The organism is Mycobacterium sp. NGS61, from assembly GCF_059812325.1.
This window is the reverse complement of sequence record NZ_JCALCL010000004.1, coordinates 411,781-436,279: the sequence shown is the minus strand read 5'-3', so window position 1 is coordinate 436,279 and position 24,499 is coordinate 411,781. Positions and strand designations below refer to the sequence as shown.

Below are 24,499 nucleotides of genomic sequence, written 5' to 3'. Positions count from 1 at the left end.
CTAGCGTGCCCGAGATTCCCGCGCAGTATCTGCTGTCGGCTGACGCGCCGAACCCGCGCACCCTGATCGACATCGTCGAAGAGACCGCCGCGCGCTACCCGGACGCAGTGGCCATCGACGACGGCGAGGTGCAACTCACCTACAGCGAGTTGCTCGAGGACATGAAGGCCAGCGTCACCTGGCTGGCCGGCCGCGGTGTTGGCCGCGGTGACCGGATCGGCATCCGGATGCCCTCAGGCAGTTATTCGCTGTACGTCGCGATCCTGTCGGTGCTGGCCGCGGGGGCCGCCTACGTGCCCGTCGACGCCGACGATCCCGACGAACGCGCCGAGTTGGTGTTCGGTGAAGCTGACGTGGTCGCGGTGATCACCGACAAAGGCATCCACCGCACCCAGGGCGCCTCGCGTGGCTGGCGGGCCGCGACCCCGCTGGCCCGCGACGACGCCTGGATCATCTTCACCTCCGGGTCCACCGGCACTCCCAAAGGCGTCGCGGTCACCCATCGCAGCGCCGCGGCATTCGTCGATGCCGAGGCACGAATGTTTCTGCAAGACAACCCTATTGGACCCGGTGACCGGGTGCTGGCCGGGCTGTCGGTCGCGTTCGACGCGTCGTGCGAGGAGATGTGGCTGGCCTGGCGGCACGGCGCCTGCCTGGTCCCGGCGCCGCGGTCGCTGGTACGCAGCGGGATCGACCTGGGACCCTGGCTGGTGACCCGCGACGTGACCGTGGTGTCGACGGTGCCCTCGCTGGCCGCGTTGTGGCCGGCTGAAGCGCTGGAAGCGGTGCGCCTGTTGATCTTCGGCGGGGAGGCCTGTCCCGCCGAGCTTGCCGAACGCCTCGCCGTCGAGGGCCGCGAGGTGTGGAACACCTACGGGCCCACCGAGGCCACGGTGGTGGCCTGCGCTGCCCGCCTGGACGCGACGGGACCGGTCAGCATCGGGCTGCCGCTGGCCGGTTGGGATCTGGCGGTGGTCGACGCCGACGGCGAACCGGTCGGCTACGGCGAGACCGGCGAATTGGTGATTGGCGGGGTGGGTCTGGCTCGCTACCTCGACGAGGACAAGGACGCCGAAAAGTACGCGCCAATCCCGACTTTGGACTGGCCGCGGGCCTACCGCAGCGGCGATCTGGTCCGCCTCGAGCGCGACGGGCTGTACTTCTGTGGACGCAGCGACGACCAGGTCAAGGTCGGTGGCCGGCGCATCGAGCTGGGCGAGGTGGACGCGGCGCTGATCAGCCTGCCCGGGGTCAGCGGCGGGGCGACAGCGGTCCGGCGCACCGCCGGCGGCGCCGCGGTACTGGTCGGATACGTCGTCAGCGCCGACCCGGACTTCGACATCGCCGAGGCGCGCAACCGACTTGCCCAGCACCTACCGGCCGGGCTGGTGCCCCGGCTGGTACGCATCGAGGAGTTGCCCACCCGGACCTCCGGCAAAGTCGACCGCGACGCGTTGCCGTGGCCCGCGCCGGGTAGCGCCGAGGACATCCCGGAACTGGCCGGCACCGCGGGGCGGCTGGCCGAACTGTGGCGAGACCTGCTGGGCGCCACCGTGACCGGCGCGCAGGCCGACTTCTTCGAGCTCGGCGGCGGCTCGCTGGCCGCCGCTCAGCTGATCGTCAGCCTGCGACAGCAGTACCCGCAGCTCACCGTCGCTGATCTCTACGATCATCCGCGGCTGGGCTCGCTCGCCGGTTTCCTCGACGAGCTCGACGCGCCGCCGCAGGTCACCGAACGGGTGGTGCGACCGACCCCGCTGCGCGCTCAGATGATTCAGCTCTGTGCAGCGCTCCCGCTGGCGACGCTGGCCGCCCTACAGTGGGTTACCTGGCTGGCGTTGGGGAACAACATCGCCCGTGCTCTTCATCTGGTGCCGTGGACGGCCACGGTGAGCTGGTGGCTGGTCGGCATCGCGTTCATCCTGTTCGTCACCCCGCCGGGACGGATGGGGATCGCGGTGCTGTTCGCTCGTCTGCTGCTGGGCAATGTCGAGCCGGGTACCTATCCGCGCGGTGGCTCGGTGCATCTGCGGGTGTGGTTCGTCGAGCGGCTGGCCGCGGCCAGCGGTGCCGAAAACCTGGCCGGTGCACCGTGGCTCGTGTACTACGCACGCGCGCTGGGCGCCGAGATCGGCAAGGGGGTCGACCTGCATTCGATGCCGCCGGTGACGGGTCTGCTGACTGTCGGTGAACGCAGCGCGATCGAACCCGAAGTGGATCTGTGCGGGCATTGGATCGACGGGGACGCCTTTCACCTCGGCGCCATCACGATCGGCAACGACGCGACCATCGGTGCCCGGACCACGCTGCTGCCCGGCGCGGTCGTCGGCAAGAACGCCGACGTGGCACCCGGCTCCGGCGTGATCGACAAGATCAAGAACGGCCAGTACTGGAAGGGGTCCCCGGCGACCAAATCCGGCCGGGTCAAGCACCCGTGGCCCGATGAGCGACCCGCCCGTCGCTCACACTGGGTGGCGGTATACGGGGTGACGTCGCTGCTGCTGGCCGGCCTGCCGCTGCTCGCAGTGGCGAGCGGGCTGGCGGTCATCGCGTGGGCCGTCCACGGCACCCGCAGCCTGGCGCAGGCGGCGGTGCCCGCGCTGCTGTGGACGCCGGCGGCCACGCTGGTTGCGGTCATCGTCTATGCGGTGGTGACGGTGGCGGCAGTGCGGGCGCTATCGCTCGGATTGCGGGCCGGATACCACCCGGTGCGCAGCCGGTCGGGGTGGCAACTGTGGACCACCGAGCGGCTGATGGACGCCGCCCGCACCTACCTGTTCCCGGTGTACGCGAGTCTGCTGACGCCGGCCTGGTTGCGGCTGCTGGGCACGCAGGTCGGCCGCGGCACCGAGATCTCCACCGTGCTGCTGACGCCCACGTTCGCCGTCATCGAAGATGGGGCGTTTCTGGCCGACGACACCATGGTTGCTTCGTATGAGCTTGGCGGCGGCTGGATTTACGCCGCCGAGACGACCGTCGGGAGACGCGCGTTCCTCGGCAATTCGGGCATCACCCAGCCGGGCCGACGGGTGCCCGACGAGGGTCTGGTTGCGGTGCTGTCGGCCACGCCGCCCAAGGCCAAACGCGGCTCGTCCTGGCTGGGCAGTCCGCCGATGCGGTTGCGTCGACGCCCCGCCGAGGCCGATGACGAAACCACCTACCACCCGCCGACACGGTTGAAGCTGAAGCGCGCGGCCGTGGAGGGTTGCCGGCTGCTGCCGATGGTGGTGACCGCCGCCATCGGGCTCGCCGTGCTGGGCGTACTGCAGGCTCTGGCAACGGAATGGGGGATCTGGTGGACCGCCCTTTTCGCCGGACTGGTGCTGCTGGCGGCAGGTGCGGTCGCCGGCGTGGTGAGCGTGGTGGCCAAGTGGTTGCTGGTGGGCCGGATCAAGGCCAGTGAGTACCCGCTGTGGTCGTCGTTCGTGTGGCGCAACGAGCTGGCCGACACCTTCGTGGAAACCGTTGCGGCGCCGTGGTTTGCGCGGGCTGCGGCCGGCACGCCGGTGCTGAACGTGTGGCTGCGGGGGCTGGGGGCGACGGTAGGGCGGGGCACCTGGTGTGAAACCTACTGGCTGCCCGAGGCGGACCTGGTCTCGCTCGGCGCGGGCAGCACCGTCAACCGCGGCTGCGTGGTGCAGACTCACCTGTTCCACGACCGGATCATGCGGATGGACACCGTGGTGCTGGAGTCGGGTGCCACGCTGGGCCCGCACTGCGTCGCACTGCCGGCAGCGCGGTTGGGGGCCGGGGCGTCCGTCGGCCCGGCGTCGCTGGTGGTCCGTGGTGACGAGGTGCCCGGATCGACTCGCTGGCAGGGCAATCCGGTCCGGCCCTGGCAGGCGGACGGGAAGGCGGCCCGCAAAGCCGGCCGCAAGAAGTCGGCCCGCAAGAACGCGTCCCGCGTCGAGGACACCGCGGCGTGAAGTCCCCGGCGAAGAAGGCTGCCCTGGATCCGTACCTGCCGCGCAACGGCAACGTCGGTTATTCGGTGTCGCGGTACGAGTTGGACCTGGAATACAAAGTCGGCGTCAACCGCTTGACGGGGACAGCGACCATCACCGCGGTGACCCTCACCGAACTGCAGGCATTCGCCCTCGATCTGTCCAGCACCCTCTCGGTGTCGAAGGTGACGGTGAACGGCAAGCGCGCGCAGCGTTTCAGCTGCCGCGGCGGCAAACTGCGCATCACGCTGGCCGAGAAGTTGGCGTCCGGTGCCGGGTTGACCGTCGTCGTGCGTTACAGCGGCAACCCCAAGCCGTTCCGAACACTGTGGGGCGACGTCGGTTTCGAAGAGTTGACTGAGGGCGCGCTGGTCGCCGGACAGCCCAACGGCGCCGCATCCTGGTTCCCCTGCAACGACCATCCCAGCGCCAAGGCCGCCTTCCGCATTCAGGTCAGCACCGAAAGTGCTTACCGCGCAGTGGCCAACGGCAAGTTGATAGCGCACCGCACCCGGTCCTCGCAGACGGTGTGGACCTACGAACAGTCCGAACCGACGTCGACGTATCTGATCACCCTGCAGATCGGCGTCTACGAGATGGCGCGGCTGACAAGGACACCGGTGCCGATCCGCGCCGCGCTCCCCCGGCGGCTGCGCAGGGACTTCGACCACACCTTCGGCCGTCAACCCGAGATGATGAAGGTGTTCATCGACCTGTTCGGACCCTACCCGTTGGCCGACGGGTACACGGTGGTGGTCACTGACGACTCACTGGAAATTCCGCTCGAAGCACAAGGGATTTCGATCTTCGGAGCCAACCACTGCGATGGCAGCCCAGACAGCGAGCGGTTGATCGCCCATGAACTGGCCCACCAGTGGTTCGGTAACTCCGTGACCGCACGCCGATGGCGGGACATCTGGCTGCACGAGGGATTCGCCTGCTACGCGGAGTGGTTGTGGTCCGAGCACAGCGGCGGTCCCAGCGCCGACGAACTCGCCCACCAGTATCACGCCGAGTTACGCCACCAGGCACAGGACCTGCTGTTGAGCGATCCCGAACCGCGGCGGATGTTCGACGATCGGGTGTACAAGCGCGGCGCGCTCACGCTGCACGCCCTGCGCGGTCGGCTCGGTGACACGAATTTCTTTGCGCTGCTGAAGGATTGGACGAATCGCTATCGGCACGCAACGGCCGACACGGACGACTTCACCGGCTTGGCGGCGGGCTACACCGACGAGTCGCTGCGGCCATTGTGGGAGGCCTGGCTGTATTCGACCGAGGTGCCGTGATCACAGGCTGGCCAGGTCGTCGGGCACGTCCACAGCATGCTCCTCGAGGACTTCGAGCGGCACCACGTCCAGCGTGCGCTGATGGGTGGACGCCAGCACCACTGGCGCTGCGCACCCGTCCTGGTGAGCCCGCAGCCAATTTCGGGCGGTGACGCACCACCGGTCGCCGGGCAGCAGCCCGGGAAACCGGTACTCGGGCACGGGGGTGGACAGGTCGTTGCCGATGGAGCGCTGATGCTCGAGGAACTCGGCGGTCACGACCGCACAAATGGTGTGCAAGCCGCGGTCCTCGTCGCCGGTGGAACAGCAGCCGTCCCGGTAGAAGCCGGTGACCGGCTCGTTGCCGCACGGTTCCAACGGGCCACCCAGCACGTTGCGATCAGGCAGGCGATCAGACATGTGCCCAGTATTGTCCCTCGGCGCCGGGTTGGGCGGAGCTTTCGCATCTGCCGCTTCGAGGGGCATCTGCAGTCCGCCGCGCCTATGGGCTAGGTTCAGCGGCGTGATACTTACGGGCGCATTCCTGGCCGACGCGGCCGCCGTCGTCGACAACAAACTCAACGTATCGGGCGGGGTGTTGTCCCGCTTCGGGCTCGGACCGGATCGGTCGGCCCGGTTCGTCTTGGTGGTGCTCACCCAGGCGGAGCCCGGTAACACCGACCGACAGGTCAAGATCGAGATGCGTCCGCCCAACGACGACGATCCGATCCGGTTGGAATTCGAGGTACCCGAAGCCTCCGTCGCAGAGTTTCCCGGGTTCGCCTTCTTCGAGCTGCAGTTGACCCTGCCTGCGGACGGGCGCTGGGTCATGGTGGTCACCGGTGGCACCGGAGCGATCTCGCTGCCGGTGCTGGTGACCGAAATGCCGCCGCCGCCGTCGTTCGGTCTCTAAGCGCGGTGTGCGGCCAGCACAGGGGCGCCGGCCGTCACCTTGAGCGGATGATCGATATGGGCGAGGGTCAGCTCGTAACGGCTACTGGGCCTGGGACCGCACGAACGCGGGAAAGTCGGGGAACAGGGCCCGGTCGACGACCTCGATGCGGGTGCCATCCGGGTCCACGTAGTAGGCGAACATCGCCAACTCCGAACCGGGCACATCAGCGGTCATTTCGAAGGTGAGGCCGTTGTCCTGCAACAGCCGGGCGGTGTCGGCGAGGTTGTCGGTGAAGTAGCCGAGGTGATGGACGGCGTTGCCGGGCGCGGCCACCCATGGCGTGCCCGGAAGCTCTTGAATGAGTTCGAGATACGGCGCCTGCACCGAGTATGTGATGGTCGAGGTCAGTTCCCGGGTTGCGTCGGCGGTGCGGAACGGCAGGGTGTAGCTCATCGGACTGATCCACCGGTAGCCCGCCAGCGCGGTGAATCTGATCATCGCCGCCTCGAGGTCGGGAACCACGATGCCGGTGTGGTAAAGGTCTTCGGCTTTCAATGCCGGCGTGGTCATGAGTTGCTCGCTATCTGTCGGGTGAGCCAGGCGGTTTCCCAGAAATTCGTGCTGTCGGCGAGCAGATTTTCGTGGGCCGCCCTGAGCACCGCGCGCGCCTCCGGATGTTGTTCGGCCACCAGCTCGGCCAAGTGGATGGCGTGCACCGGGCGTCCGGCGTCCAGATGCATCCGGGCCCGCGCGACCAGGGCATCGGCGCCGGCGAGTTCGACCACGTCGGCGGCGACGGCATCGAACCGCACCGGATAAAGCTCGGTGGTCGAGCGATGATGGAACCAGCCGGAGTAGTTCTCCCAGATGGCCCGGACGTCCCAGGCGACCTTCCCGTAGCCTTGGCCCACTTCACATTCCGCGGGCAGCCTGATCTCTTGCATCAGCGTCTGCACATCCTTGCCGGCGTTCATCCCGGCCACGGTCTGGTCGTGAATGTGGGCGATCGCATCGCGCAGCCGCGTCAGTTCGGCGTGGATGCGTTCTGCTCCGGCGATCGGTTCGAAGTGGCCGGTAACCAACAGCTCGGGCCGCAGGTCACGCACCCGGTCGACGGAGGCGATCGCCGACAAGGCGTCGCGGTACCGGTCGCCACGCATGGTGACGAGATTGGGAATGTGGCCGAAAATCGGGCCGAAGGTGTTGCCGCACAGGCATATCCGCTCGTCGGGTAGCCACACCACCAGTGAGTCGGTGGTCTCGCCGCCGGGCACCGAGATCAGCTCCAGCCGTCGCTCGCCGATCTGTAGCGTGAGGGTCTCGTCGAAGTCGAGGTCGACCACCGGCACACTCTGCCCGGGCAGTCGTTTGGTGCCGAGGCGGTGTTGGATGGCCTGAATACCGTCGGCCAGGGTGTCTTTGAAGGCGAACGCGCTGCGGCTGGCCCGGTACGGGATCAGGCGTTCGTTGTCGTCCCGCCACAATTTCCAATTCGCTTGCGCGACAACGGTGGTTTCGGGGTCACGGACGCTGTCCAGTCCCCCGACATGGTCGACGTGCCCCTGGGTGAAGATGATGTAACGCACCGGGCCGGAGTCGACCGCATCGAAGTTGGCGCGGTGCACTGGGCCTTCGAATCCCATGCCGGTGTTGACGATCACCCGTCCCTCGTCGGTGGTCAGCAGGTAGGTATTCGACAGTCCGGGCGAGCACCAGAGTCCGGGGGCGATCGGCTCGGCGTGTTCGGCGCAGGCGGGGCGCATCGCGTCGGCGCCGGGCCGGGTGCGGTACACCGGTTCAAAACTCACTGACCCTCCTTCATTCGGCGCGGACTTCGAATCTGTCGAAATAGAAGGCGAATCGGGCACGCAGTTCGTCGGCCGAGACTCCGAAATGCCGGCGTAGGTCATAGCGGATGCGGCCGTGCTTACCGCGGGGGTTGCCCTCGAGGTACTTCTGGAAACGGTCACGGACCTTGGCGGTCAGTTCGACGCCGCCGCAGCGGTAAAGCTCTTCCAACAGCGGCATTTCGTTGCCGTTGAGGTGGTGGAAGCTGATGTCGATGCTGCGCTCGGCCGGGACGAGACCGCGGTCGCGTACGCAGGTGCTGAGCAGCCGGTGCACCCGGTCACTCCAATACTCCAGTAGCCATTCCGGGTCGATGCTGTTGCGGCGCAACCGATCCGAATACGCCATCATGGTGATCGCGGATTGGATCACCGCGGCGGGATCGCGGTGGGTGAACGCCACCGTCGCATCGGGGAAGGTGGCCACCAGCGGTCCGAGTTGCTCACAGTGCTGCGGGCTCTTCAGAATCCAGGTTCGCGGTCCGCGCAGGAAGGTCAATGCCTGCAACACCTTCTTCAAATACGCATAGTGGTGATGCTGATCCAGCGACAGGTAATAGTCGCGCCAATCCGGAACGCGGGCATGCCATTCCAGTACGTAGGAGGCCAGGTCCAGATCCAGCAGTTCTACCTCCTCCTCGATGGCTTCGGGATAGCGGTCGTGCATGGCGGCCACCAACGGCGCGCTGGCCATCAATGCGTCGTGTTCGGCCTTGGTGCGCGTGTAGCGCGGGTCGACGCCGTACGCGTCGGGACCTTGGCCCGGCAGCGGCATCGGATCCTGGCTCTCCCAATACGGCAGAGCACGCCGACGCGGGTCGGCCGCAATCAGGTTGACCAGATGCGTGGTGCCCGAGCGCGGCATGCCGACCACGATGAAGGGCTTCTCAATAGGAATCGATTCGATCTCCGGATATCGCTTGAGCAGTTCGGTCAGCGACATCCGGTTACGCAGCAGCCGCACGACCCGCTGCCGCAGACTCGACCGGGTGAGCTGGCGCAGTCCGTCGTCCGCTTCGATCGCGGCCACGTGCGCGGTGAGCCGATCGGTGAAGCCGTCGGTGTCGTCGAGGTCGGTCACGCCGGCTTGTTCGCCGGCCTCAGCGCGCATCTTCCCGATGTCGAATGCGACCGGCTTGGCCTCGGTGAACTCCAGGATCTGGCGTTGCACATCGGTGAGCTGCGGCGACGTCAGATCGTCAAAGTCGACGGCCGGGCCCGCATCATCCACGCTCACCCTCCTCGGCCGGTGGTCAGTCGAATATATCGAGGTATGGGCTTACCGCAGGTCGCGGCGTAGGTTCAGCCAGGTGATAGTGGGGGCGTTCCTGGCCGAAGCAGCTTCGGCGGTGGACAACAAGCTGAGCGTCTCGGGCGGGGTGTTGCTGCGGTTCGCGGTGGAACGAGATCGGCTGGCCCAGTTCCTGCTGGTGGTGCTCACGCAGTCGGAGACCGGCAGTCCGGATCGGCGGATCGAGGTCGAGATCAGGCCACCTGCCGAGGACGTTCCGTTGAACATCGAATTCGCATTGCCCGAGGCCGCCACCGCTGCCGAGCTCGGATTCGCCATCTTCCCCGTCGAGGTGACCCTGCCGGTGAACGGTCGCTGGGTACTGATGGTTACCGGCGGCGCCGGGATGATCTCGCTTCCGCTGATCGTGAGCGGGGAGCTTTCGCCGGCGTAGGGCCGGGTGGACCGACCACCACCATTGCCCGACTCTGCGCGACTTTTCCACCTACCCGCGATATTGCGCCAGCAGGTCCGGCCACGGCTCCATATTCCGCCACATCACGTGCGACGGCGGATTGTCGCGCTCTGGTGGAAATATCGCTCGGAGTTGGGCAGCCCCGGCAGGCCCGCCCGAGCGGTGACGGGTGGGGCTCGTGCGGCCCGGGCCCCGCCACGGTATCCGCGCTCAAGATGACAGCGCGATAACAATTACCAACCGCAAAGTGTCGCACCCCGGTGGGCCGCACCCGACACACCGTCGCGGAAAACTACCGTCGCGTCGTGGACCGTCGAACCGCCCTCAAGCTGCCGCTTGCGCTGGCCGTGGGCACGGCTCTGGCTCGGGTACCGCGTGCCTCCGCCGAGGCTGGCCGCTGGCCGGCCGACCGTGCCCACAACTGGTATCAGGCACAGGGCTGGCTCGTCGGCGTCAACTACACCACCTCCACCGCCATCAACCAGCTGGAGATGTTCCAGGCGCAGACCTTCGACGCACGGCGCATCGACAACGAGCTGGCTGCGGCTCGTTTCTATGGGATCAACTCGGTGCGGGTTTTCCTGCACGACCAGCTGTGGGCGCAGGATCGACAGGGCTTCCAGACCCGGTTGGCACAGTTCGTCGGCATCGCGGCGCGCCGCGGCATCAAGCCACTCTTCGTGTTGTTCGACTCCTGCTGGGACCCGTTCCCCCGACTCGGTCGCCAGCGGGCGCCCACCCCTGGCGTGCACAATTCCGGCTGGGTGCAGAGCCCGGGCGCCGAACGCCTCGACGACCCCCGCTACTTCCCCGTGCTGCAGGACTACGTCACCGGGGTGTTGAGCCAGTTCCGCAACGACGACCGCATCCTGGGCTGGGACCTGTGGAACGAACCGGACAATCCCGCCCGTGAATACCGCAAAGTGGAACGCAAGGACAAACTGGACAAGGTTGCCGCGCTGCTGCCACAGGTATTCCGCTGGGCACGTGCCGTCGACCCGGCTCAACCGCTGACAAGTGGGGTGTGGCAGGGCAATTGGGGAGACCCCGGCAGCCGCAGCGCGATCGCCGGCATCCAGCTGGACAATGCCGACGTGATCACCTTCCACAACTACGGGTCGCCGTCCCAGTTCGAAGGCCGCATCACCGAACTCGCTCCCTTGGGGCGCCCGATCCTCTGCACCGAATATCTGGCGCGATCGCTGGGCAGCACCGTGGAAGGTGTGCTGCCCATTGCCAAGCGGCACAATGTGGGTGCGCTCAACTGGGGTCTGGTGGCCGGCAAGACGCAGACGTATCTGCCGTGGAGTTCCTGGGATCGACCGGTCACCACACCGCCGAAGCAATGGTTCGCCGACCTATTGCAGCCCAACGGTCGGCCGTTTGCCGATGGCGAGATGCAGCTGATCAAGAAGCTGGCCAGTGGGCAGAATCAAGAATGACCTTCTGGCCGATCATGGGTTTGACCGGCGCCGCGCGCGTGAACACCCCCTGATGCGTGGCCGCTGATAGGTTGCGACCGGCGCAAGCCAGCAACAGTCCGGCATTCCGGAATCAAGGAGAAGGGATCATCATGGCACTCGACGATGACGACATCACGACATCAGGCGGCGGTGGCGAAGGTACGGCCGACGGCGGCTCCAACCCCGAGGGTCACGACGGCGGCGCCGACGGGACTGCCGACGACTCCAAGGGCGAATCCGCGGGCGAAGGCCCAGCCGACGGCGGCTCCAACCCCGAAGGCCACGACGGCGGAGCCGACGGAACCGCCTAACCGTTAGTCGATGCTCAGTCGCTGCATAGCCACCGATGCTGGGTTGTTCGCAACCCAGTATTGGGGGCGCAGACCGTTGCTCAGCCGAGCTGATGCGTTGCCGCGTGACTTCAGCGATTTGCTGTCGCCGTCGGCAGTCGACGAGCTGATCAGCGAGCGCGGGGTGCGGACGCCGTTCATCCGCATGGCCAGGGCTGGTGACCTGCTCGCCCGTGGCTGTTATACCGGACCGGCCGGTTTCGGCGCCGAGATGCCGGACCAGGTGGATTCGGCAAAGGTACTGGCGGAGTTCTTATCTGGTGCAACCATCGTGCTACAGGGGTTGCACCGGCTGTGGCCGCCGCTGATCGACTTCGTGCGATCCATGGTCGACGATCTGGGTCACCCCGTGCAAGCCAACGCCTACGTGACCCCGCCGGGCAACCGCGGATTCGATCCGCACTACGACGTCCACGACGTGTTTGTCCTGCAGACGTCGGGCCGAAAGCACTGGACGGTGCACGAGCCCGTCCACCTGCACCCGCTGCCCTCCCAACCGTGGACCGATTACCGCGACGAGATCACCGCCCGAGTGGACGACGACCCGGTCATCGACACCGTCCTGGAAGCCGGCGATGCGCTTTACCTACCTCGAGGTTGGGTGCACTCCGCACAATCCGAGGACGCCACATCGATTCACATGACCATCGGGGTGTCCGCGCTGACACATCTCGACGTCGTCCGCGCGGTCGTCGACACCCTGGCCGGGGACAGCGAATTTCGAAGGTCGCTGCCGCTGGGTATCGACGCCACCAACCGCGATGAAATGGCGGCGACGACAAGCAAAGTCATGGCTGACTTGATCGACGTCATGCGGGATCGAGCTGGCGATCTGAGCGACGGTGCAGCTGTCCGACTGTCCGACCGGCACGCCGAACGGACCCGGCCTGCCGCGGTCCGGGTGCTTGCCAACATGGAGGCCGCGGAATCGGCCGGCGCGGTACCGGTTCGCTGGCGCCGCGGACTCGTCGGCACGCCGCGACTATCCGACGGCCGTGTTGTATTGCGGTTACCGGATCGGACCATGACCTTTCCCGAGTCGTGCGCCCCGGCAATCGAAGCGCTCCATCGTGGGCTGGTCGCCACCGATTCGCTACCCGGCCTCGACCGTGCGGACTCGATCGTATTGATCCGCCGTCTGCTGCGCGAGGCGGTATTGGTCCCAGTCGAAGGCAGTTCGACAGCACCACAACAGATTTGATGAGCACCCCGAAGCGGACACCGTGCAGCGACCAGTCGCTGCTACGCAACGACCCCATCTACGGCACTGCGGGCGCCGGACCTTCGTGGGCGATGCTCGAATTGTGCGGCGGCTGGGGTAAATCGGCATTCCTCGACTCGCCGGCAATCATCGATCGTGGACTCGGCCGCCAGATCTGCCGCCGCTTCGAGACAGCAGGCATGCGGGTCACCGCGATTCGTCGGCCGGGACGCCGTCCCGAGAAGCCGCGCTGGCGTTGGTTCATTGCACAGTGCGACGAAGGCAGCGAGGCCCTGTACCACGGGGAGGTGAACGAACCCGCCGAATACCTCGACATCGCGCTGGACGGTTCCGACGGCTCGTTGACCACCGGACCACTCGTCGCGGTGTGTGCACATGGCAAGCACGATCAGTGCTGCGCCGTGCGAGGCCGCGCCGCGGCGGCTACCATTGCGTCACAGTATCCCGAATTCACCTGGGAATGCTCGCATTTGGGTGGCGACCGGTTTGCGGCAACGATGCTGGTGTTGCCTGAGGGGCTCTGTTACGGACGGGTGGATTCGACCGACTCCGCCGGCTTGGTGGCGTTGTATCTCGACGGCCGGTTGGACCACAGGTACCTGCGCGGCCGCACCTGTCTGCCGCATGCCGTGCAAGCCGCGCAGTACTTCGCCCGGGAAGCGATCGGCGAGGACCGGATCAAGGCGTTGTCGCCACTGGGGATCGAACACAAAGAGGACGGAATTCATGTCGAGCTCGCAGGTGCGTCCGGGCCCGTGAAAGTTGTTCTCGCAGAACAGATGTCCGAGCCGCTGCTGTCGATGTGCAGCGCCTCGGTTCCCGGCGCGGTGCGCACATTCGTCCTGGTGTCGGTGCAGGCGGATTAGGCTGGCGCCATGGCGGACATCATCGACCTCGTTTACGCCGACCACGACTGGTTTCGTCGGCAGTTCTTCCGGCTCGACGACGCGAAGTCCCACGAGGATCTCGCCGCGATCTGGAATATTCTCAGCGCCCGCCTCGACGTTCATGCCGAAGCCGAGGAGGTGGTGTTCTATCCGGCGCTGCTCAAGCACGGCGGGCACGACCATCCCAGCAATCCGTCCGGGGACCCCGAGGACGAGACCGAAGACGCCATCACCGACCACAATGCGATCCGCGATGCGATCCGGCAGTCGCGCCAGCACGAGCCGGGCAGTGACGAATGGTTCGCCGCCGTCCACGAAGCCCGCGAACAGAACGGCAAACACCTCGAAGAAGAAGAGCGCGAGGCGATGCCGGACTTCATCAAGAGCGCTTCGCTCGAGTTGCGGCACGAGCTGGCCATGAAGTGGGCGCAGTTCATCGACGAGCACATGGGGACCTCGGGCGTCGGCAACCGGGAGAAAGACGCGGACGAGTACATCGAGAAGCATTCGTGAGGATCGAGGCAGCGATCTTGGGGCCGCATTCCGTTGCTGTCATCAGCGCGTTCTCGGCGTTCTTGTTGAGGTGCTGGATTGGGGACGTCGCAGTCCTGTTGGAACACGTGAGCTGGCGCATTCACATGGATCGCAACCCTTGTCAATAGTCGTTAGCTTTCGCGGGAAAGTTCGAATACCTCAGCCTTAATTGCCCAACGGTCATCGACCGGTTCAGCGGCCAGTAAGTCCCCGGCCACGCAGAGATGATCGCAGGGGTCCCATTTGACGCCTGCCCGATACGGAGAGACGAGCCTGTGTACTGCGCCCAATACCGCTCGACGTTGATCGAGGAGGCGGTACTCAATCTCAGCGGGATCTGCCGGAAGTTGCGTCGCGAGCCGCGCCGTGACATCGGGCAGGACTGCGGTATCGATGTGAGCCTGTAAGGCGCAAATCACCCCATCGAAGACTCCCTTCACCAGCCCACCCCAAACCGGCTGGCGATTGACCGGCGGCCGAAGCTTTACTCTGACAGCGAAGGGCGTCTCCGGCGCAGTTGGCGCAAACACTCTGACCTCGCCGCGGGCCAGCGCCAGCCATACTTGAGCCAGCTGCTTCTCGCCAGCGAACGCGCCTAGGTCAGTCCAGTCGAACGAGGCCACCGTTCGACCCTGCTGCCAGGTGTCGAAGGCGCCCGACCGAGGCGCGAGCGCATAGCGGTAACAAAACCGGTAAGGGGCACTATTTGGCGCCGCCGGCACCCCGGCGCCGTGCTCGAAGCGAATCCCATTTCTACCAGCGACTTTGAACGAATCAATGTAGTAGAGCAACACGTTCTCGATGTCGGCGTTGGGGAGCTTGGGACCGAAGAACGTGGCGTGCAGCAACTGTTCGGTCGACGGCTCGAGCTGTCGGCAGCGACTTCGAATCTCATCCCGCAGATCCTTTTGCCAGATTGGCAGGTGTTCGAAACGGATGTAGTCATCGGCCCAAGCTTGGACGACGGCCCCGTCGGTCGTAGGTCCAACAACCTCGCAGCGACCGTCGGGCACCGCGGCGCCTAGCATTTGCTCAGACGGCTTGATCGGACTAGGTGAGAGAGGCTGGCCCGCAGGAAGGCAGGTACCGCACCGCCCAATCGGTTGCCCCACCTGGCTGATCGCCCACCGGTCCAGCTCGGCCAGACGCTCCGCGCAAACCTTGACAAATGCCCCGGTCCACGCGCCACCATGTGGGTTCTCAACGCTAATGGTCCGGCAAACGGCCTTGTGCAACCTCGCTTGGGTCGCGCTGTGGCTGCGCGCGATGTTGATCACGTAGCCATTGGGGTTGGCGGCGAGCCAGCCCAAATAGCCGGAGTCGTCGTCCCGAAACTCACACACGTAGGCCTCAGCGCTGGCTTCGCACGCCAGTTCCGTCGACTCCGTGGCGTCAGCGTGCGAGCTCAACATGGTTGATGGCAATCCCTCGACGACGAATCGCGCATCGACTGAGGCCGCGACCTCGATGTCTTGTGGCACCAGTTCGAATCCGGGTTCCTGAACGGCCTGTCCCCGTCCGGCCCTCGCCACGGTGTAAAGCTGCCCATTGCTTGAGTCGGGATACAGGTTCGCACCCAACATTCCGGCGTCAGCGATCGCAACGGGGGCGATCGTGCCGAGTCCGAGAACATCCGCATATAACTGGGCGCGCGCAACGGCGTCATGGACGGCCTGCTCGCGGACCTGACGGGTCAGCTCATCGCGTCGTTTCGCCGTCAAAGCCCACTCGATGTGAGTGACACGAAATCCTTCGGTGTTAGTGGCGTGCTCACCGACCCAACTCGACAGCGCGGCGAAGTCGCAGAACTTGACCTCGATGGCGACACTGGCGTGATGCACGAGCGGCAACTGTTCACCGTCCTGATTCCACGGCTGGGTAGACCAGGTGCGCAAACGCTCGGCGGACCACCAGGTGACCGTAGGGCTATCGCCGTCCTTAAGAGATGCCACTGACTTCTGCACGACGTCCAGGTCACGTACCACCCGCCTGTACACCGGTTCCATCGACGGACCCTCGTAGCTGATCGAGGCGTGAACAGTGCCTCGCTCCGGTGGCCGGGACGCCGCGAAGTACCCGCGAACCATAATTTCGGTAGCCATGGCGGTCAGCGTAGCGTCGACCACTGACACGGTCAGGCAAATCTGCGACAGCGGCTGTTGAGCTTGTTGGCGAAAAGCGTTGGCGTACAACAGAAATGTATCCGCGCCGCAATGTCGGCCGACGTGACGTCCTGGCCCTGCGATGGATGTTCGGGCACAGTCCACAAAGGTCACGTTCTGTCGGCGGCAACTGAATACTGACCACTGCGCGACAAGTGTGAGGCTAGCAGGATCGCGAATAGATCGGCGGGACAACGGTCTTACAGGACCATGCGGGACGGTTACTGAGTTCCTACTCGACTTCCATCAGGTGCCTCAGCGAATATTTGATGGGGGTAGCGCTCTGCACTATCGAGCCTTCTGGCGCAGCCGGCTCTGACCACAACTCTTCGCGCGTCGCATCTCGTTGAAGGCAAGATCAATGTCGTGTGGCATGCATCCACAGCGCGACATCGATTCGGCGGAGAAGGCTCATTTCGACAGGCCTCGACGCGGGTGGCACAAGTTAGATCGTCTCTATTCACGCCAAAGTGTGGCCGCACCAGCGTCGCGTGGACCATCAGCAAACCCAACAAAATCTAGCTGGACATACAGCGCACAGCTGTTGGCGGTGGCGGAGGGATTTGAACCCTCGGACGGTTTTAGCCGTCACACGCTTTCGAGGCGTGCTCCTTAGGCCGCTCGGACACGCCACCGCCGAGCAGCTTACCGAACTATCCGCGTCTCACCCCAATCGCTGGCGAGCGAAGAATTCCTCGAGCGGCGCGGCGCACTCGTCGGCAAGCACTCCCCCGCGGACCTCTGGGCGGTGATTGAGTCGGCGATCACGGACTACGTCCCACAGCGAGCCGACTGCGCCGGTCTTGGGCTCCCAGGCGCCGAACACCAGCCGGCCCACCCGGGCCAGCACCAACGCACCGGCGCACATGGTGCACGGTTCGACCGTCACCGCAAGGGTCGCGCCCGCCAACCGCCAGCCGTCGCCCAGAACCGCAGCGGACGCCCGCAACGCCAGCACTTCGGCGTGCGCGGTGGGATCACCTAGTGCCTCGCGCGCATTGACGGCCTGCCCTAACAACGTGCCGTCAGCACCGACTACCACGGCGCCGATCGGGACATCGCGAGGCCCGGCCGTCGCAGCCACCGCCAACGCGGCCCGGATCAACGACTCGTCGGAAACGGGAACTTTCACCGACCGAGACGGTCGATCACCGCAGACAGCTGCTCCGCGAACCCCATCTCCCGGGCAATCCGCCCCAACTGCTCGTCGGCGTAGAGATCGGTCTCGTCGAGGATCACGCCGAGCACCGCCTCGGGCAGTCCGACGTCGGACAGCAAGCCCAGGTCACCCTCGGCGAACGGGTCGGCATCCTCGAGGTCATCCGGATCGATATCGGCGTCCAGGCTGTCGAGCACCTCGTCGGCGATGTCGTAATCCAGGGCCGCGGTGGCGTCCGACAGCAACAACCGGGTCCCCGAGGGGGCCGGGCGCACGATGACGAAGAACTCGTCGTCGACGTCGAGCAGCCCGAACACGGCGCCGGAGCTGCGCAGTTCACGCAACTCGGTCTCGGCCGCCGACAGACTGGTCAGCGATTTGGCACCCATCGCCGAACAATGCCACCGTCCTTCTTCACGCACGACCGCAACGCCGAAGCCGTCCGGAACGTCCGAGGACGGGCCTGCTGCTGAAGCCCGTTGTGCTCCCATGGGCGCTTACGCTAGTCCCCGACCTGTCTCCCTGGCCAGACGAAGCCCGGTCGGGCGGTTGTGCCAACCTTGGACTGTGAGTGGGACACCGGTTTGTGTACTCGGCCTGGGTCTGATCGGAGGGTCGATTGTGCGGGCCGCCGCGGGCGCGGGCCGCGAGGTCTTCGGTTACAACAGGTCCGTGGCGAGCGCCGCCGGCGCTCGCGCCGACGGATTCGATGCCAGCACCGACCTCGGCGACGTGTTGAGGCGCGCAGCGGACAGCAATGCGCTGATCGTGCTGGCCGTCCCGATGCCCGCGCTGCCGAGCATGCTCGCCCATATCAAGGCGCTGGCCCCCGACTGCCCGTTGACCGACGTCACCAGCGTCAAGACCGCGGTGCTCGACGAAGTAGCCAAAGCCGGCCTGTCGGACCGGTTCGTCGGCGGGCACCCGATGACCGGTACCGCGCACTCGGGATGGGCCGCCGGACACGGCGGGCTGTTCAACCGGGCGCCGTGGGTGATCAGTGTGGACGACCACGTCGACCCCGCGATCTGGTCGACGGTGCTGACCCTCGCCCTGGACTGCGGCGCGGTAGTGGTGCCCGCCAAGTCCGACGAGCACGACGCCGCCGCCGCCGCCATCTCGCATCTGCCGCACCTACTTGCCGAGGCGCTGGCCGTCACCGCGGCCGAAGTGCCGTTGGCTTTCGCGCTGGCAGCGGGCTCGTTCCGGGATGCGACCCGGGTCGCGGGCACCGCCCCGGACCTGGTGCGCGCCATGTGCGAGGCCAACACCAGCCAATTGGTGCCGGCGACGAGCCGGATCATCGAGTTGCTCGGCCGCGCCCGCGACTCGCTGGCAGTCAACGGCTCGGTCGCCGACCTGGTCAACCAGGGTCACGCCGCGCGCACCCGCTACGAGAGCTTCCCGCGCTCCGACATCGTCGCCGTCGTCGTCGGCGAAGAGAACTGGCGTCAGCAGCTGGCCGCGGCCGGCCGAGCCGGTGGCGTGATCAGATCCGCTCTGCCAACCCTGGATAGTCCACAATGAACCCGTCGGCGTCGACGGTCACTGTGGTGTTGGCCACCGGCGACCGAAGTTTGATGCCGTCCAGTCGGCCCTCGCTGGCGTAGCTCACGGTCGCCGCGTCAACCGACATGTCCGGCACGTTGACATAGACCATCGGCAACGCGATCACTTCCGCGTTCTGGTGGATGCCGAGACGGCGGATCGGCAGCGCGTTGAAGAACGGACTGAACACCAGGTCGACGTCGAGGGCGCCGTTGTAACCGGCCCGCTTCTCGCCCTGATGGTCGGTCACCAACCACATGTTCTCTTCGTCACGTGCGATGGCGAGCTGGCGCTCCCGCTCGGCCAGCGTGACGGTGAGCCCGAGCCGTTTGGTGGCCCCCGACTCGTCGGTCTGCAATTCGTAGTACGCACCGAACGCCGGACTGGTTTCGGTAGCCGCGGCCACAATGCGGCCATTGGCTTTGATTCGCTTGCCGGACAACTGAATTCGTACTGATTCCATGCGCGAACAATCCTGGGCACGCCAGGTCAACATCGCCGTCAAAGCGCGCGAAGGTTCCGAAGGGGCTGCGTTCACCCTTCTACCGTAGGACCTCCGGGGGAGCCGCGACACGTTTGTCACCAACTGCGGTGTCAATTCGGTCGGTGGGCCTGCTCAGCCGCCCGCTGCCCGGGGCGGAGGCCCATGCCGCGACCGCCAGCAGGCCGTCCAGGAACAACGCCAGCGCAGCCACCAGCACCGCACCGACCAACGCCGTGTGAAATTGCCGCTCCTGGATGCCGTGGATCAGATAACGGCCCAGTCCCCCCAGGCTCGCGTACGCCGCGACCGTCGCGGTCGCCACCACCTGCAGGGTGGCGTTGCGCAGTCCGCCCAGGATCAGCGGCAGGGCATTGGGTACCTCGACGCGCAGCAGCACCTGCGATTCGGTCATGCCCATCGCGCGAGCGGCATCGACCACCAGCGGGTCGACGCTGGCGATGCCGGCATAGGTGCCGGCCAGCAGCGACGGGATGCCCAGCAGCATCAGCGCGACGATCGGTGGCCCCAGCCCCAGACCGAACATCAGTACACCCAGCAGCAGTACGCCCAGCGTCGGCAGCGCCCGTAACCCGTTGACCGCACCCACGATCAGCACCTGCCCGCGGCCGGTATGCCCGATGATCAGCCCGACCGGGATGGCGAGGACCGCTGATGCCGCCACCGCCAGGGCGGTGTACTCGAGGTGCTCACCGATGCGGGCGGCCACCCCGGTGGGGCCGGCCCAGTTGCCGGCCGTCGTCAGGAACGACCAGGCCTGTCCGATGAAGTTCACCGGGCACCTCCCACGATCGGCCCGGTGATGCCACGATCCCGCTCCCACGGGGTGAGCAACCGGCCGCTCACGGCGATCAGCGCGTCGACGACCACCGCCAGCACGAACATTGCGATGATGCCGGCCACGATCTGATCGCTCTTGTTGGTCTGGAATCCAGCCGTGAACCACGTGCCCAGACCGCCGATGCCGATCACCGAACCCACCGACACCATCGCGATATTGGTCGCCACCACCACCCGCAAACCGGCCACCAGGACCGGGATGGACAGCGGCAGTTCAACTTTCACCAACCGGGCGATCGGCGCATAGCCGACTGCGATCGCCGCGTCGCGCACCGGGCCCGGCACCGCGTCGAGCGCCTCGAGCACGGCGCGCACCATCAGCGCGGTGGTGTACGCACTCAGCGCGACCATCACGTTGGCCTCGTCGAGAATTCGGGTGCCGATGATCAACGGCAACACCACGAACAGCGCCAGGGACGGGACGGTGAAAATCACGCTGGCCGCCGCGGTGGTCAACCGCCGCGGAATCGGGGCGCGCTGCACCGCCAACCCCAGCGGCACCGCGATCGCCAGCCCGATCAGCACCGGGACCAGCGACAGTCGCAAGTGGATCACGGTGAGCGCCCACGCGGAGTCCAAGTGCGTCAGCAGGTAATGCATCAGGCCCGCCGGAGCGCTTCGGCCGCGGCCAGCACATCGGTGGCCAGGACGCCGCCGATCACCCGGCGTGCCTCATCGACGGTGACACCTACCGACGCCGGCGAGGACAGCGCCGCATCCAGCGCCTGGCTGAGATCGCCGCCGCGGTGAAACACCGACCCGACCGACGTCATGGCGTGGGCCAGCGGTAGCCCGTCGCGGTGCCGGCGCAATCCGTCGGCGTCGAGCCAACCCTTCGGTGTCCCGTCGTCGACGACCAGGACCCAGCCGTCCGGCGGTTCGGCACGGGCGAGCTCGCCGGTGGTGATCAGTGCGATGTCATGCACGGGCAGCCCGGTCGCGTCCAGGAGTTGCAGCCAGCGGTACCCCCGGCCGGTGCCGAGGAATTTCGAGACGAACTCGTTGGCCGGGCGTGCGAGCAACTGCGCCGGCTCGGCATACTGCTGCAGCACGCCACCGGAGCCGAACACCGCGACCCGGTCGGCCAGCCGCAGCGCCTCATCGATGTCGTGTGTGACGAAGACGATGGTCTTGCGCAATTCGCCTTGCAGCCGCAGTATTTCGTCCTGCAGGGTGTGCCGCACCACCGGGTCGACGGCAGAAAACGGCTCGTCCATCAACAGGATCGGCGGGTCGGCGGCCAGGGCGCGCGCCACCCCGACGCGCTGCTGTTCCCCGCCGGAGAGCTGGGCCGGATACCGGTTCGCGAGTTGGGGATTCAGACCGACGCGTTCGAGCACCTCGTAGGCGGCGGCGCGGGCGGCCTTGCGCGACTGCCCGTTGAGCACCGGCACCGTCGCGACGTTGTCGATCACCCGCTGATGGGGCAACAAACCCGCGTTCTGGATGACATAGCCGATCCCGCGGCGCAACTGCACCGGGTTGACCGCCGACACGTCGGCACCGTCCACGGTGATGGTGCCCGAAGTGGGCTCGATCATCCGGTTGATCATGCGCAGCGCCGTGGTCTTGCCGCAGCCCGACGAACCGACGAAGACGGTGAGCTTGCCGACAGGCGCGTCCAGGGTCAACCGGTCGACGGCAATGGTGCCACCGGCGAATTGCTTGCTGACATCGTCGAATCTGATCATCGGCTGCCGATGGGGTGATCGAAGCCGTTGTCCTTCAGCCAATTTCGTGCTGCTTGATCCGGGTCGACGCCGCCGTTGCCGGATACGGCTGCGTTGAGTTCGGCGATGCCCTGGGTGGTGAGCTTGGCCGACACCGCATCCAGGATGTTCTTGAGCCGGTCGGACTTCTGCCGCGAATTCATCAGCGGCACAATGTTGCCGGCCAGAAAGTTGTGCTCGGGATCCTCGAGCACCACCAGATGATCCTGCAGCACGGCCGGGGAGGTGCTGAAGATGTTGGCGGCCGTCACGGTGCCCTCGACCAGGGCACGCACCGTCACCGGACCGCCACCGTCGTTGATGGTCACGAAATTGCCTGCGCTGATGTCGAGTCCGTATTTCTGCTTCAGTCCCGGCAGTCCGGCCGGGCGGGTGGCGAATGCCGACGGCGCCGCGAACCGCACCTCGGCGGAATGCGCGGCCAGATCTGCGATGGTTTTGAGGTGCCACTTCGCCGCGGTCGCAGCGGTGACGGTGACAGAGTCGGTGTCGGAGGCCGGCGCCGGGGCGAGGATCGACAGGTCCCCGGGCAGGCGTCGGTACAGCTCTAATTCGACGGCGTCCAGGACCGTCGCCTTGGAGTTCGGCTCGAAATAGAGCAGCAGATTGCCGACGTACTCCGGCACCAGGTCCACGGAATGGTCCTTCAGGGCCGGGATGTATGTCTCGCGACTGCCGATACCCATCCGCCGTCCGACCTGAAAACCATTGGCCTGCAACGCTTGCGCATAGATCTCAGCAACGATCTCGGACTCGGGGAAATCGCCGGACCCCACTACGATAGACGTCGGGCCGCCCGCACCCGACCCGAACGGGTCCGGATTGCTGCAGGCAGCGACCAGGCACAGCACTGCCGCGACAAGTGCTACGCGGCGCAGCAGTCTCACCGTGCCGACACTATCCAAGTTTTCCCGCGTGGTTTGGTTTCAATCCGCGTGGAAGGGGAGAAAGATGTAGACATGAGCAGCAACCCTCCCGGCTCGGCGCCCTTCGACAAGAAGGCGTCCGGTGAGCCGCCGGCGCTAACCCCGGAAGAGCGATCCCGTCCGCTACCCAAGGACAGTGCCTCCCGGTTCACCCGCGCCGGCGCTCTGTGGACGTCGCTATTCATGGGCTTCCTGGTCCTGATCCTGTTGCTGATCTTCGTCACCCAGAACATCGAGCCCGCGTCGTTCACCTTCCTTGGCTGGCATTGGAGCCTGCCCAAGGGGGTGGCCCTGCTGCTGGCGGCTGTCGCCGGCGGACTGCTCACGGTGGCCGTCGGCACCGCGCGCATCTTGCAGTTGCGCCGCGCGGCCAAGAAAAACCTGACCGCCGGCATCCGCTAACTCAGCCGGGCGATCTCCGCCAGTCCGCGAGAGATCAGCGGCGCCACCACTTCGGGTGCGTCGTCGACACTGTCCCGGCCGTCGGCCTGCTCAGACATCCGCCGCCGGAAATCGATACCGGCGGCGATGATTGCCAGCTTGAAGTAGGCCAACGCCATGTAGAACTCCCACGGTCCCAGCGAACGCCCGGAGACCAGTGAATACCGGTCGGCCAGCTCGTCGGCGGTGGGCAACAATGGCGACGTCCACGCCGCCTGCGTGTCGATGATCAGGTCCAGCGCGGGGTCGCGGTAGACGCACATCAGGGCGGCGTCGCTGATCGGATCGCCCAGCGTCGACAGCTCCCAGTCCACCACCGCCCGAACGATGGTGGGATCGTCGGCGTCCAGGATGGTGTTGTCGATCCGGTAGTCGCCGTGCACGATCGAGGTCCGACTCTGCTGCGGGATAGCTTGCTGCAGAGCCGAATGCAGCCGCGAGACGTCGCCGTCGCGGCGGTCGTCGGGCAGCCGGACCAACTCCCACTGCGAACCCCACCGTCGCACTTGGCGTTCCAGGTAACCGTTCGGTTTTCCGAAGTCGCCCAACCCGACTGAGGCCGGGTCGACGTTGTGCAGGTCGACCAGGACCCGGATCAGCGCGTCGACGCAACCGTCGATGGCGCGGCGGCCGAGCGACTCGAGTTGGGTGCGCCGCCGCACCACCTGCCCGGCAACGAATTCCACGACCTGAAAGGGTGCGCCCAGCACCGACTCGTCCTGACACAGCCCGATCGTGCGCGCCACCGGCACCGGAGTGTCCTGCAGCGCGGCCACCACCTTGAACTCGCGGTTCATGTCGTGCGCGGAGGGGGTCAGCCCGTGCAGCGGCGGGCGCCGCACCAGCCAGCTCGTCGCGTCGTCGTAGACGCGGAAGGTCAGATTGGAACGTCCACCGGAGATGAACTCGCCACGCAGCTCACCGTCGCGTGCGATGCCGAGCGAACACAGATACCCGTCCAGCGCGGCCAGGTCCAAGCCGTCGAGGCGGTCCACCGAAGTCACCGAACTTGTTTACCACGCCTCACCATTGCCTATTGGTTCACTCCTCCGCAGGCCGCACCCAGCCTGCATCG

24 protein-coding genes and 1 tRNA gene are annotated in these 24,499 nt (G+C 66.3%); 11 read left to right on the top strand and 14 right to left on the bottom strand.

The window, feature by feature from the left end:
* Positions 1-5: 5 nt before the first annotated feature.
* Together AC5Y3Z_RS12110 and AC5Y3Z_RS12105 are read left to right on the top strand one after the other, a co-directional pair.
* Positions 6-3,926 carry a Pls/PosA family non-ribosomal peptide synthetase gene (locus tag AC5Y3Z_RS12110; RefSeq protein ID WP_473138595.1) on the top strand — a complete coding sequence of 1,307 codons (3,921 nt, stop codon included), beginning with the start codon at positions 6-8 and terminating at the stop codon, positions 3,924-3,926.
* The gene (locus tag AC5Y3Z_RS12105) at positions 3,923-5,233 is read left to right on the top strand and encodes a M1 family metallopeptidase (protein WP_463826075.1); all 1,311 of its coding nucleotides are present in this window, start codon (positions 3,923-3,925) and stop codon (positions 5,231-5,233) included. Before AC5Y3Z_RS12110 ends, AC5Y3Z_RS12105 begins: the two co-directional genes overlap by 4 nt.
* On the opposite strand, the gene AC5Y3Z_RS12100 is transcribed toward AC5Y3Z_RS12105, so the two are convergent.
* Entirely contained in the window at positions 5,234-5,620 is a 387-nt protein-coding gene (locus tag AC5Y3Z_RS12100; protein WP_463826417.1) for a DUF2237 family protein, read from the bottom strand.
* A 115-nt stretch (positions 5,621-5,735) separates the two neighbouring features.
* Between AC5Y3Z_RS12100 and AC5Y3Z_RS12095 the strand changes: the two genes are divergently transcribed.
* Positions 5,736-6,125 carry a hypothetical protein gene (locus AC5Y3Z_RS12095; protein WP_463826076.1) on the top strand — a complete coding sequence of 130 codons (390 nt, stop codon included), beginning with the start codon at positions 5,736-5,738 and terminating at the stop codon, positions 6,123-6,125.
* Between the two features lie 81 nt (positions 6,126-6,206).
* On the opposite strand, the gene AC5Y3Z_RS12090 is transcribed toward AC5Y3Z_RS12095, so the two are convergent.
* The 3 genes from AC5Y3Z_RS12090 to AC5Y3Z_RS12080 are packed head-to-tail and all read right to left on the bottom strand — an operon-like array spanning position 6,207 to position 9,185.
* Positions 6,207-6,677, bottom strand: coding sequence for a VOC family protein (locus AC5Y3Z_RS12090; protein ID WP_473138596.1), 471 nt, complete (start codon positions 6,675-6,677; stop codon positions 6,207-6,209).
* Positions 6,674-7,870 (bottom strand): MBL fold metallo-hydrolase, encoded by a 1,197-nt coding sequence (locus AC5Y3Z_RS12085; RefSeq protein ID WP_473138924.1) that lies wholly within the window; start codon positions 7,868-7,870, stop codon positions 6,674-6,676. Before AC5Y3Z_RS12085 ends, AC5Y3Z_RS12090 begins: the two co-directional genes overlap by 4 nt.
* A gap of 55 nt (positions 7,871-7,925) precedes the next feature.
* Positions 7,926-9,185 (bottom strand): sulfotransferase family protein, encoded by a 1,260-nt coding sequence (locus AC5Y3Z_RS12080; RefSeq protein ID WP_473138597.1) that lies wholly within the window; start codon positions 9,183-9,185, stop codon positions 7,926-7,928.
* Between the two features lie 79 nt (positions 9,186-9,264).
* Between AC5Y3Z_RS12080 and AC5Y3Z_RS12075 the strand changes: the two genes are divergently transcribed.
* From AC5Y3Z_RS12075 to AC5Y3Z_RS12050, 6 genes are all read left to right on the top strand, one after another.
* Positions 9,265-9,639, top strand: a complete 375-nt coding sequence (locus tag AC5Y3Z_RS12075; protein WP_463826079.1) for a hypothetical protein — start codon at positions 9,265-9,267, stop codon at positions 9,637-9,639.
* 326 nt (positions 9,640-9,965) lie between these two features.
* Positions 9,966-11,102 carry a glycoside hydrolase 5 family protein gene (locus tag AC5Y3Z_RS12070; protein ID WP_473138598.1) on the top strand — a complete coding sequence of 379 codons (1,137 nt, stop codon included), beginning with the start codon at positions 9,966-9,968 and terminating at the stop codon, positions 11,100-11,102.
* Positions 11,103-11,233: 131 nt separating this feature from the next.
* Complete coding sequence (locus AC5Y3Z_RS12065) at positions 11,234-11,434, top strand: hypothetical protein (protein ID WP_463826081.1); 201 nt, start codon at positions 11,234-11,236, stop codon at positions 11,432-11,434.
* Positions 11,435-11,444: 10 nt separating this feature from the next.
* The gene (locus tag AC5Y3Z_RS12060; RefSeq protein WP_473138599.1) at positions 11,445-12,674 is read left to right on the top strand and encodes a cupin domain-containing protein; all 1,230 of its coding nucleotides are present in this window, start codon (positions 11,445-11,447) and stop codon (positions 12,672-12,674) included.
* Complete coding sequence (locus tag AC5Y3Z_RS12055) at positions 12,674-13,561, top strand: ferredoxin family protein (protein ID WP_473138600.1); 888 nt, start codon at positions 12,674-12,676, stop codon at positions 13,559-13,561. Before AC5Y3Z_RS12060 ends, AC5Y3Z_RS12055 begins: the two co-directional genes overlap by 1 nt.
* A 9-nt stretch (positions 13,562-13,570) precedes the next feature.
* Entirely contained in the window at positions 13,571-14,095 is a 525-nt protein-coding gene (locus AC5Y3Z_RS12050; protein WP_473138601.1) for a hemerythrin domain-containing protein, read from the top strand.
* A gap of 152 nt (positions 14,096-14,247) precedes the next feature.
* Here AC5Y3Z_RS12050 and AC5Y3Z_RS12045 read toward each other — a convergent pair whose 3' ends face one another.
* The 4 genes from AC5Y3Z_RS12045 to AC5Y3Z_RS12030 form a co-directional block, all read right to left on the bottom strand.
* The gene (locus AC5Y3Z_RS12045; protein ID WP_473138602.1) at positions 14,248-16,218 is read right to left on the bottom strand and encodes an SIMPL domain-containing protein; all 1,971 of its coding nucleotides are present in this window, start codon (positions 16,216-16,218) and stop codon (positions 14,248-14,250) included.
* Positions 16,219-16,823: 605 nt separating this feature from the next.
* Positions 16,824-16,913: transfer RNA gene (locus tag AC5Y3Z_RS12040), tRNA-Ser, on the bottom strand.
* Between the two features lie 29 nt (positions 16,914-16,942).
* Positions 16,943-17,410, bottom strand: coding sequence for a nucleoside deaminase (locus AC5Y3Z_RS12035; RefSeq protein ID WP_473138603.1), 468 nt, complete (start codon positions 17,408-17,410; stop codon positions 16,943-16,945).
* Complete coding sequence (locus AC5Y3Z_RS12030) at positions 17,407-17,928, bottom strand: tRNA adenosine deaminase-associated protein (RefSeq protein WP_463826123.1); 522 nt, start codon at positions 17,926-17,928, stop codon at positions 17,407-17,409. The genes AC5Y3Z_RS12035 and AC5Y3Z_RS12030 overlap by 4 nt, the downstream gene beginning before the upstream one ends.
* A 76-nt stretch (positions 17,929-18,004) precedes the next feature.
* On the opposite strand from AC5Y3Z_RS12030, the gene AC5Y3Z_RS12025 reads away from it, so the two are divergent.
* On the top strand, positions 18,005-18,964 hold the full coding sequence (locus tag AC5Y3Z_RS12025) for a prephenate dehydrogenase (protein WP_463826124.1): 960 nt from the start codon (positions 18,005-18,007) through the stop codon (positions 18,962-18,964).
* Here the strand turns inward: AC5Y3Z_RS12025 and AC5Y3Z_RS12020 are convergent.
* The 5 genes from AC5Y3Z_RS12020 to AC5Y3Z_RS12000 are packed head-to-tail and all read right to left on the bottom strand — an operon-like array spanning position 18,927 to position 22,944.
* Complete coding sequence (locus tag AC5Y3Z_RS12020; protein ID WP_463826419.1) at positions 18,927-19,481, bottom strand: putative glycolipid-binding domain-containing protein; 555 nt, start codon at positions 19,479-19,481, stop codon at positions 18,927-18,929. The genes AC5Y3Z_RS12025 and AC5Y3Z_RS12020 overlap by 38 nt on opposite strands.
* A gap of 46 nt (positions 19,482-19,527) precedes the next feature.
* Positions 19,528-20,262, bottom strand: a complete 735-nt coding sequence (locus AC5Y3Z_RS12015) for an ABC transporter permease (protein ID WP_473138604.1) — start codon at positions 20,260-20,262, stop codon at positions 19,528-19,530.
* The gene (locus AC5Y3Z_RS12010) at positions 20,259-20,927 is read right to left on the bottom strand and encodes an ABC transporter permease (protein ID WP_473138605.1); all 669 of its coding nucleotides are present in this window, start codon (positions 20,925-20,927) and stop codon (positions 20,259-20,261) included. The genes AC5Y3Z_RS12015 and AC5Y3Z_RS12010 overlap by 4 nt, the downstream gene beginning before the upstream one ends.
* Entirely contained in the window at positions 20,927-22,018 is a 1,092-nt protein-coding gene (locus tag AC5Y3Z_RS12005) for an ABC transporter ATP-binding protein (protein ID WP_473138606.1), read from the bottom strand. The genes AC5Y3Z_RS12010 and AC5Y3Z_RS12005 overlap by 1 nt, the downstream gene beginning before the upstream one ends.
* Positions 22,015-22,944: an ABC transporter substrate-binding protein gene (locus AC5Y3Z_RS12000; RefSeq protein ID WP_473138607.1), complete on the bottom strand. Its 930-nt coding sequence runs from the start codon at positions 22,942-22,944 to the stop codon at positions 22,015-22,017. The genes AC5Y3Z_RS12005 and AC5Y3Z_RS12000 overlap by 4 nt, the downstream gene beginning before the upstream one ends.
* Before the next feature lie 72 nt (positions 22,945-23,016).
* Here AC5Y3Z_RS12000 and AC5Y3Z_RS11995 point away from each other — a divergent pair, with 72 nt between their 5' ends.
* On the top strand, positions 23,017-23,385 hold the full coding sequence (locus tag AC5Y3Z_RS11995; protein WP_473138608.1) for a LapA family protein: 369 nt from the start codon (positions 23,017-23,019) through the stop codon (positions 23,383-23,385).
* Here the strand turns inward: AC5Y3Z_RS11995 and AC5Y3Z_RS11990 are convergent.
* Positions 23,382-24,428, bottom strand: coding sequence for a phosphotransferase family protein (locus AC5Y3Z_RS11990; protein WP_473138609.1), 1,047 nt, complete (start codon positions 24,426-24,428; stop codon positions 23,382-23,384). The two genes, AC5Y3Z_RS11995 and AC5Y3Z_RS11990, sit on opposite strands and share 4 nt — an antisense overlap.
* Between the last annotated feature and the right edge of the window lie 71 nt (positions 24,429-24,499).

Excerpts from the sequence above, each read along its gene's own strand:
- AC5Y3Z_RS12020 (WP_463826419.1), bottom strand. The coding sequence starts at position 19,481 with ATGTTGACCTGGCGTGCCCAGGATTGTTCGCGCATGGAATCAGTACGA.
- AC5Y3Z_RS11995 (WP_473138608.1), top strand. The coding sequence starts at position 23,017 with ATGAGCAGCAACCCTCCCGGCTCGGCGCCCTTCGACAAGAAGGCGTCC.
- AC5Y3Z_RS12090 (WP_473138596.1), bottom strand. The coding sequence starts at position 6,677 with ATGACCACGCCGGCATTGAAAGCCGAAGACCTTTACCACACCGGCATC.
- AC5Y3Z_RS12055 (WP_473138600.1), top strand. The coding sequence starts at position 12,674 with ATGAGCACCCCGAAGCGGACACCGTGCAGCGACCAGTCGCTGCTACGC.
- AC5Y3Z_RS12060 (WP_473138599.1), top strand. The coding sequence starts at position 11,445 with ATGCTCAGTCGCTGCATAGCCACCGATGCTGGGTTGTTCGCAACCCAG.
- AC5Y3Z_RS12065 (WP_463826081.1), top strand. The coding sequence starts at position 11,234 with ATGGCACTCGACGATGACGACATCACGACATCAGGCGGCGGTGGCGAA.
- AC5Y3Z_RS12005 (WP_473138606.1), bottom strand. The coding sequence starts at position 22,018 with ATGATCAGATTCGACGATGTCAGCAAGCAATTCGCCGGTGGCACCATT.
- AC5Y3Z_RS12010 (WP_473138605.1), bottom strand. The coding sequence starts at position 20,927 with ATGCATTACCTGCTGACGCACTTGGACTCCGCGTGGGCGCTCACCGTG.
- AC5Y3Z_RS12045 (WP_473138602.1), bottom strand. The coding sequence starts at position 16,218 with ATGGCTACCGAAATTATGGTTCGCGGGTACTTCGCGGCGTCCCGGCCA.
- AC5Y3Z_RS12050 (WP_473138601.1), top strand. The coding sequence starts at position 13,571 with ATGGCGGACATCATCGACCTCGTTTACGCCGACCACGACTGGTTTCGT.
- AC5Y3Z_RS12030 (WP_463826123.1), bottom strand. The coding sequence starts at position 17,928 with ATGGGAGCACAACGGGCTTCAGCAGCAGGCCCGTCCTCGGACGTTCCG.
- AC5Y3Z_RS12085 (WP_473138924.1), bottom strand. The coding sequence starts at position 7,870 with ATGCGCCCCGCCTGCGCCGAACACGCCGAGCCGATCGCCCCCGGACTC.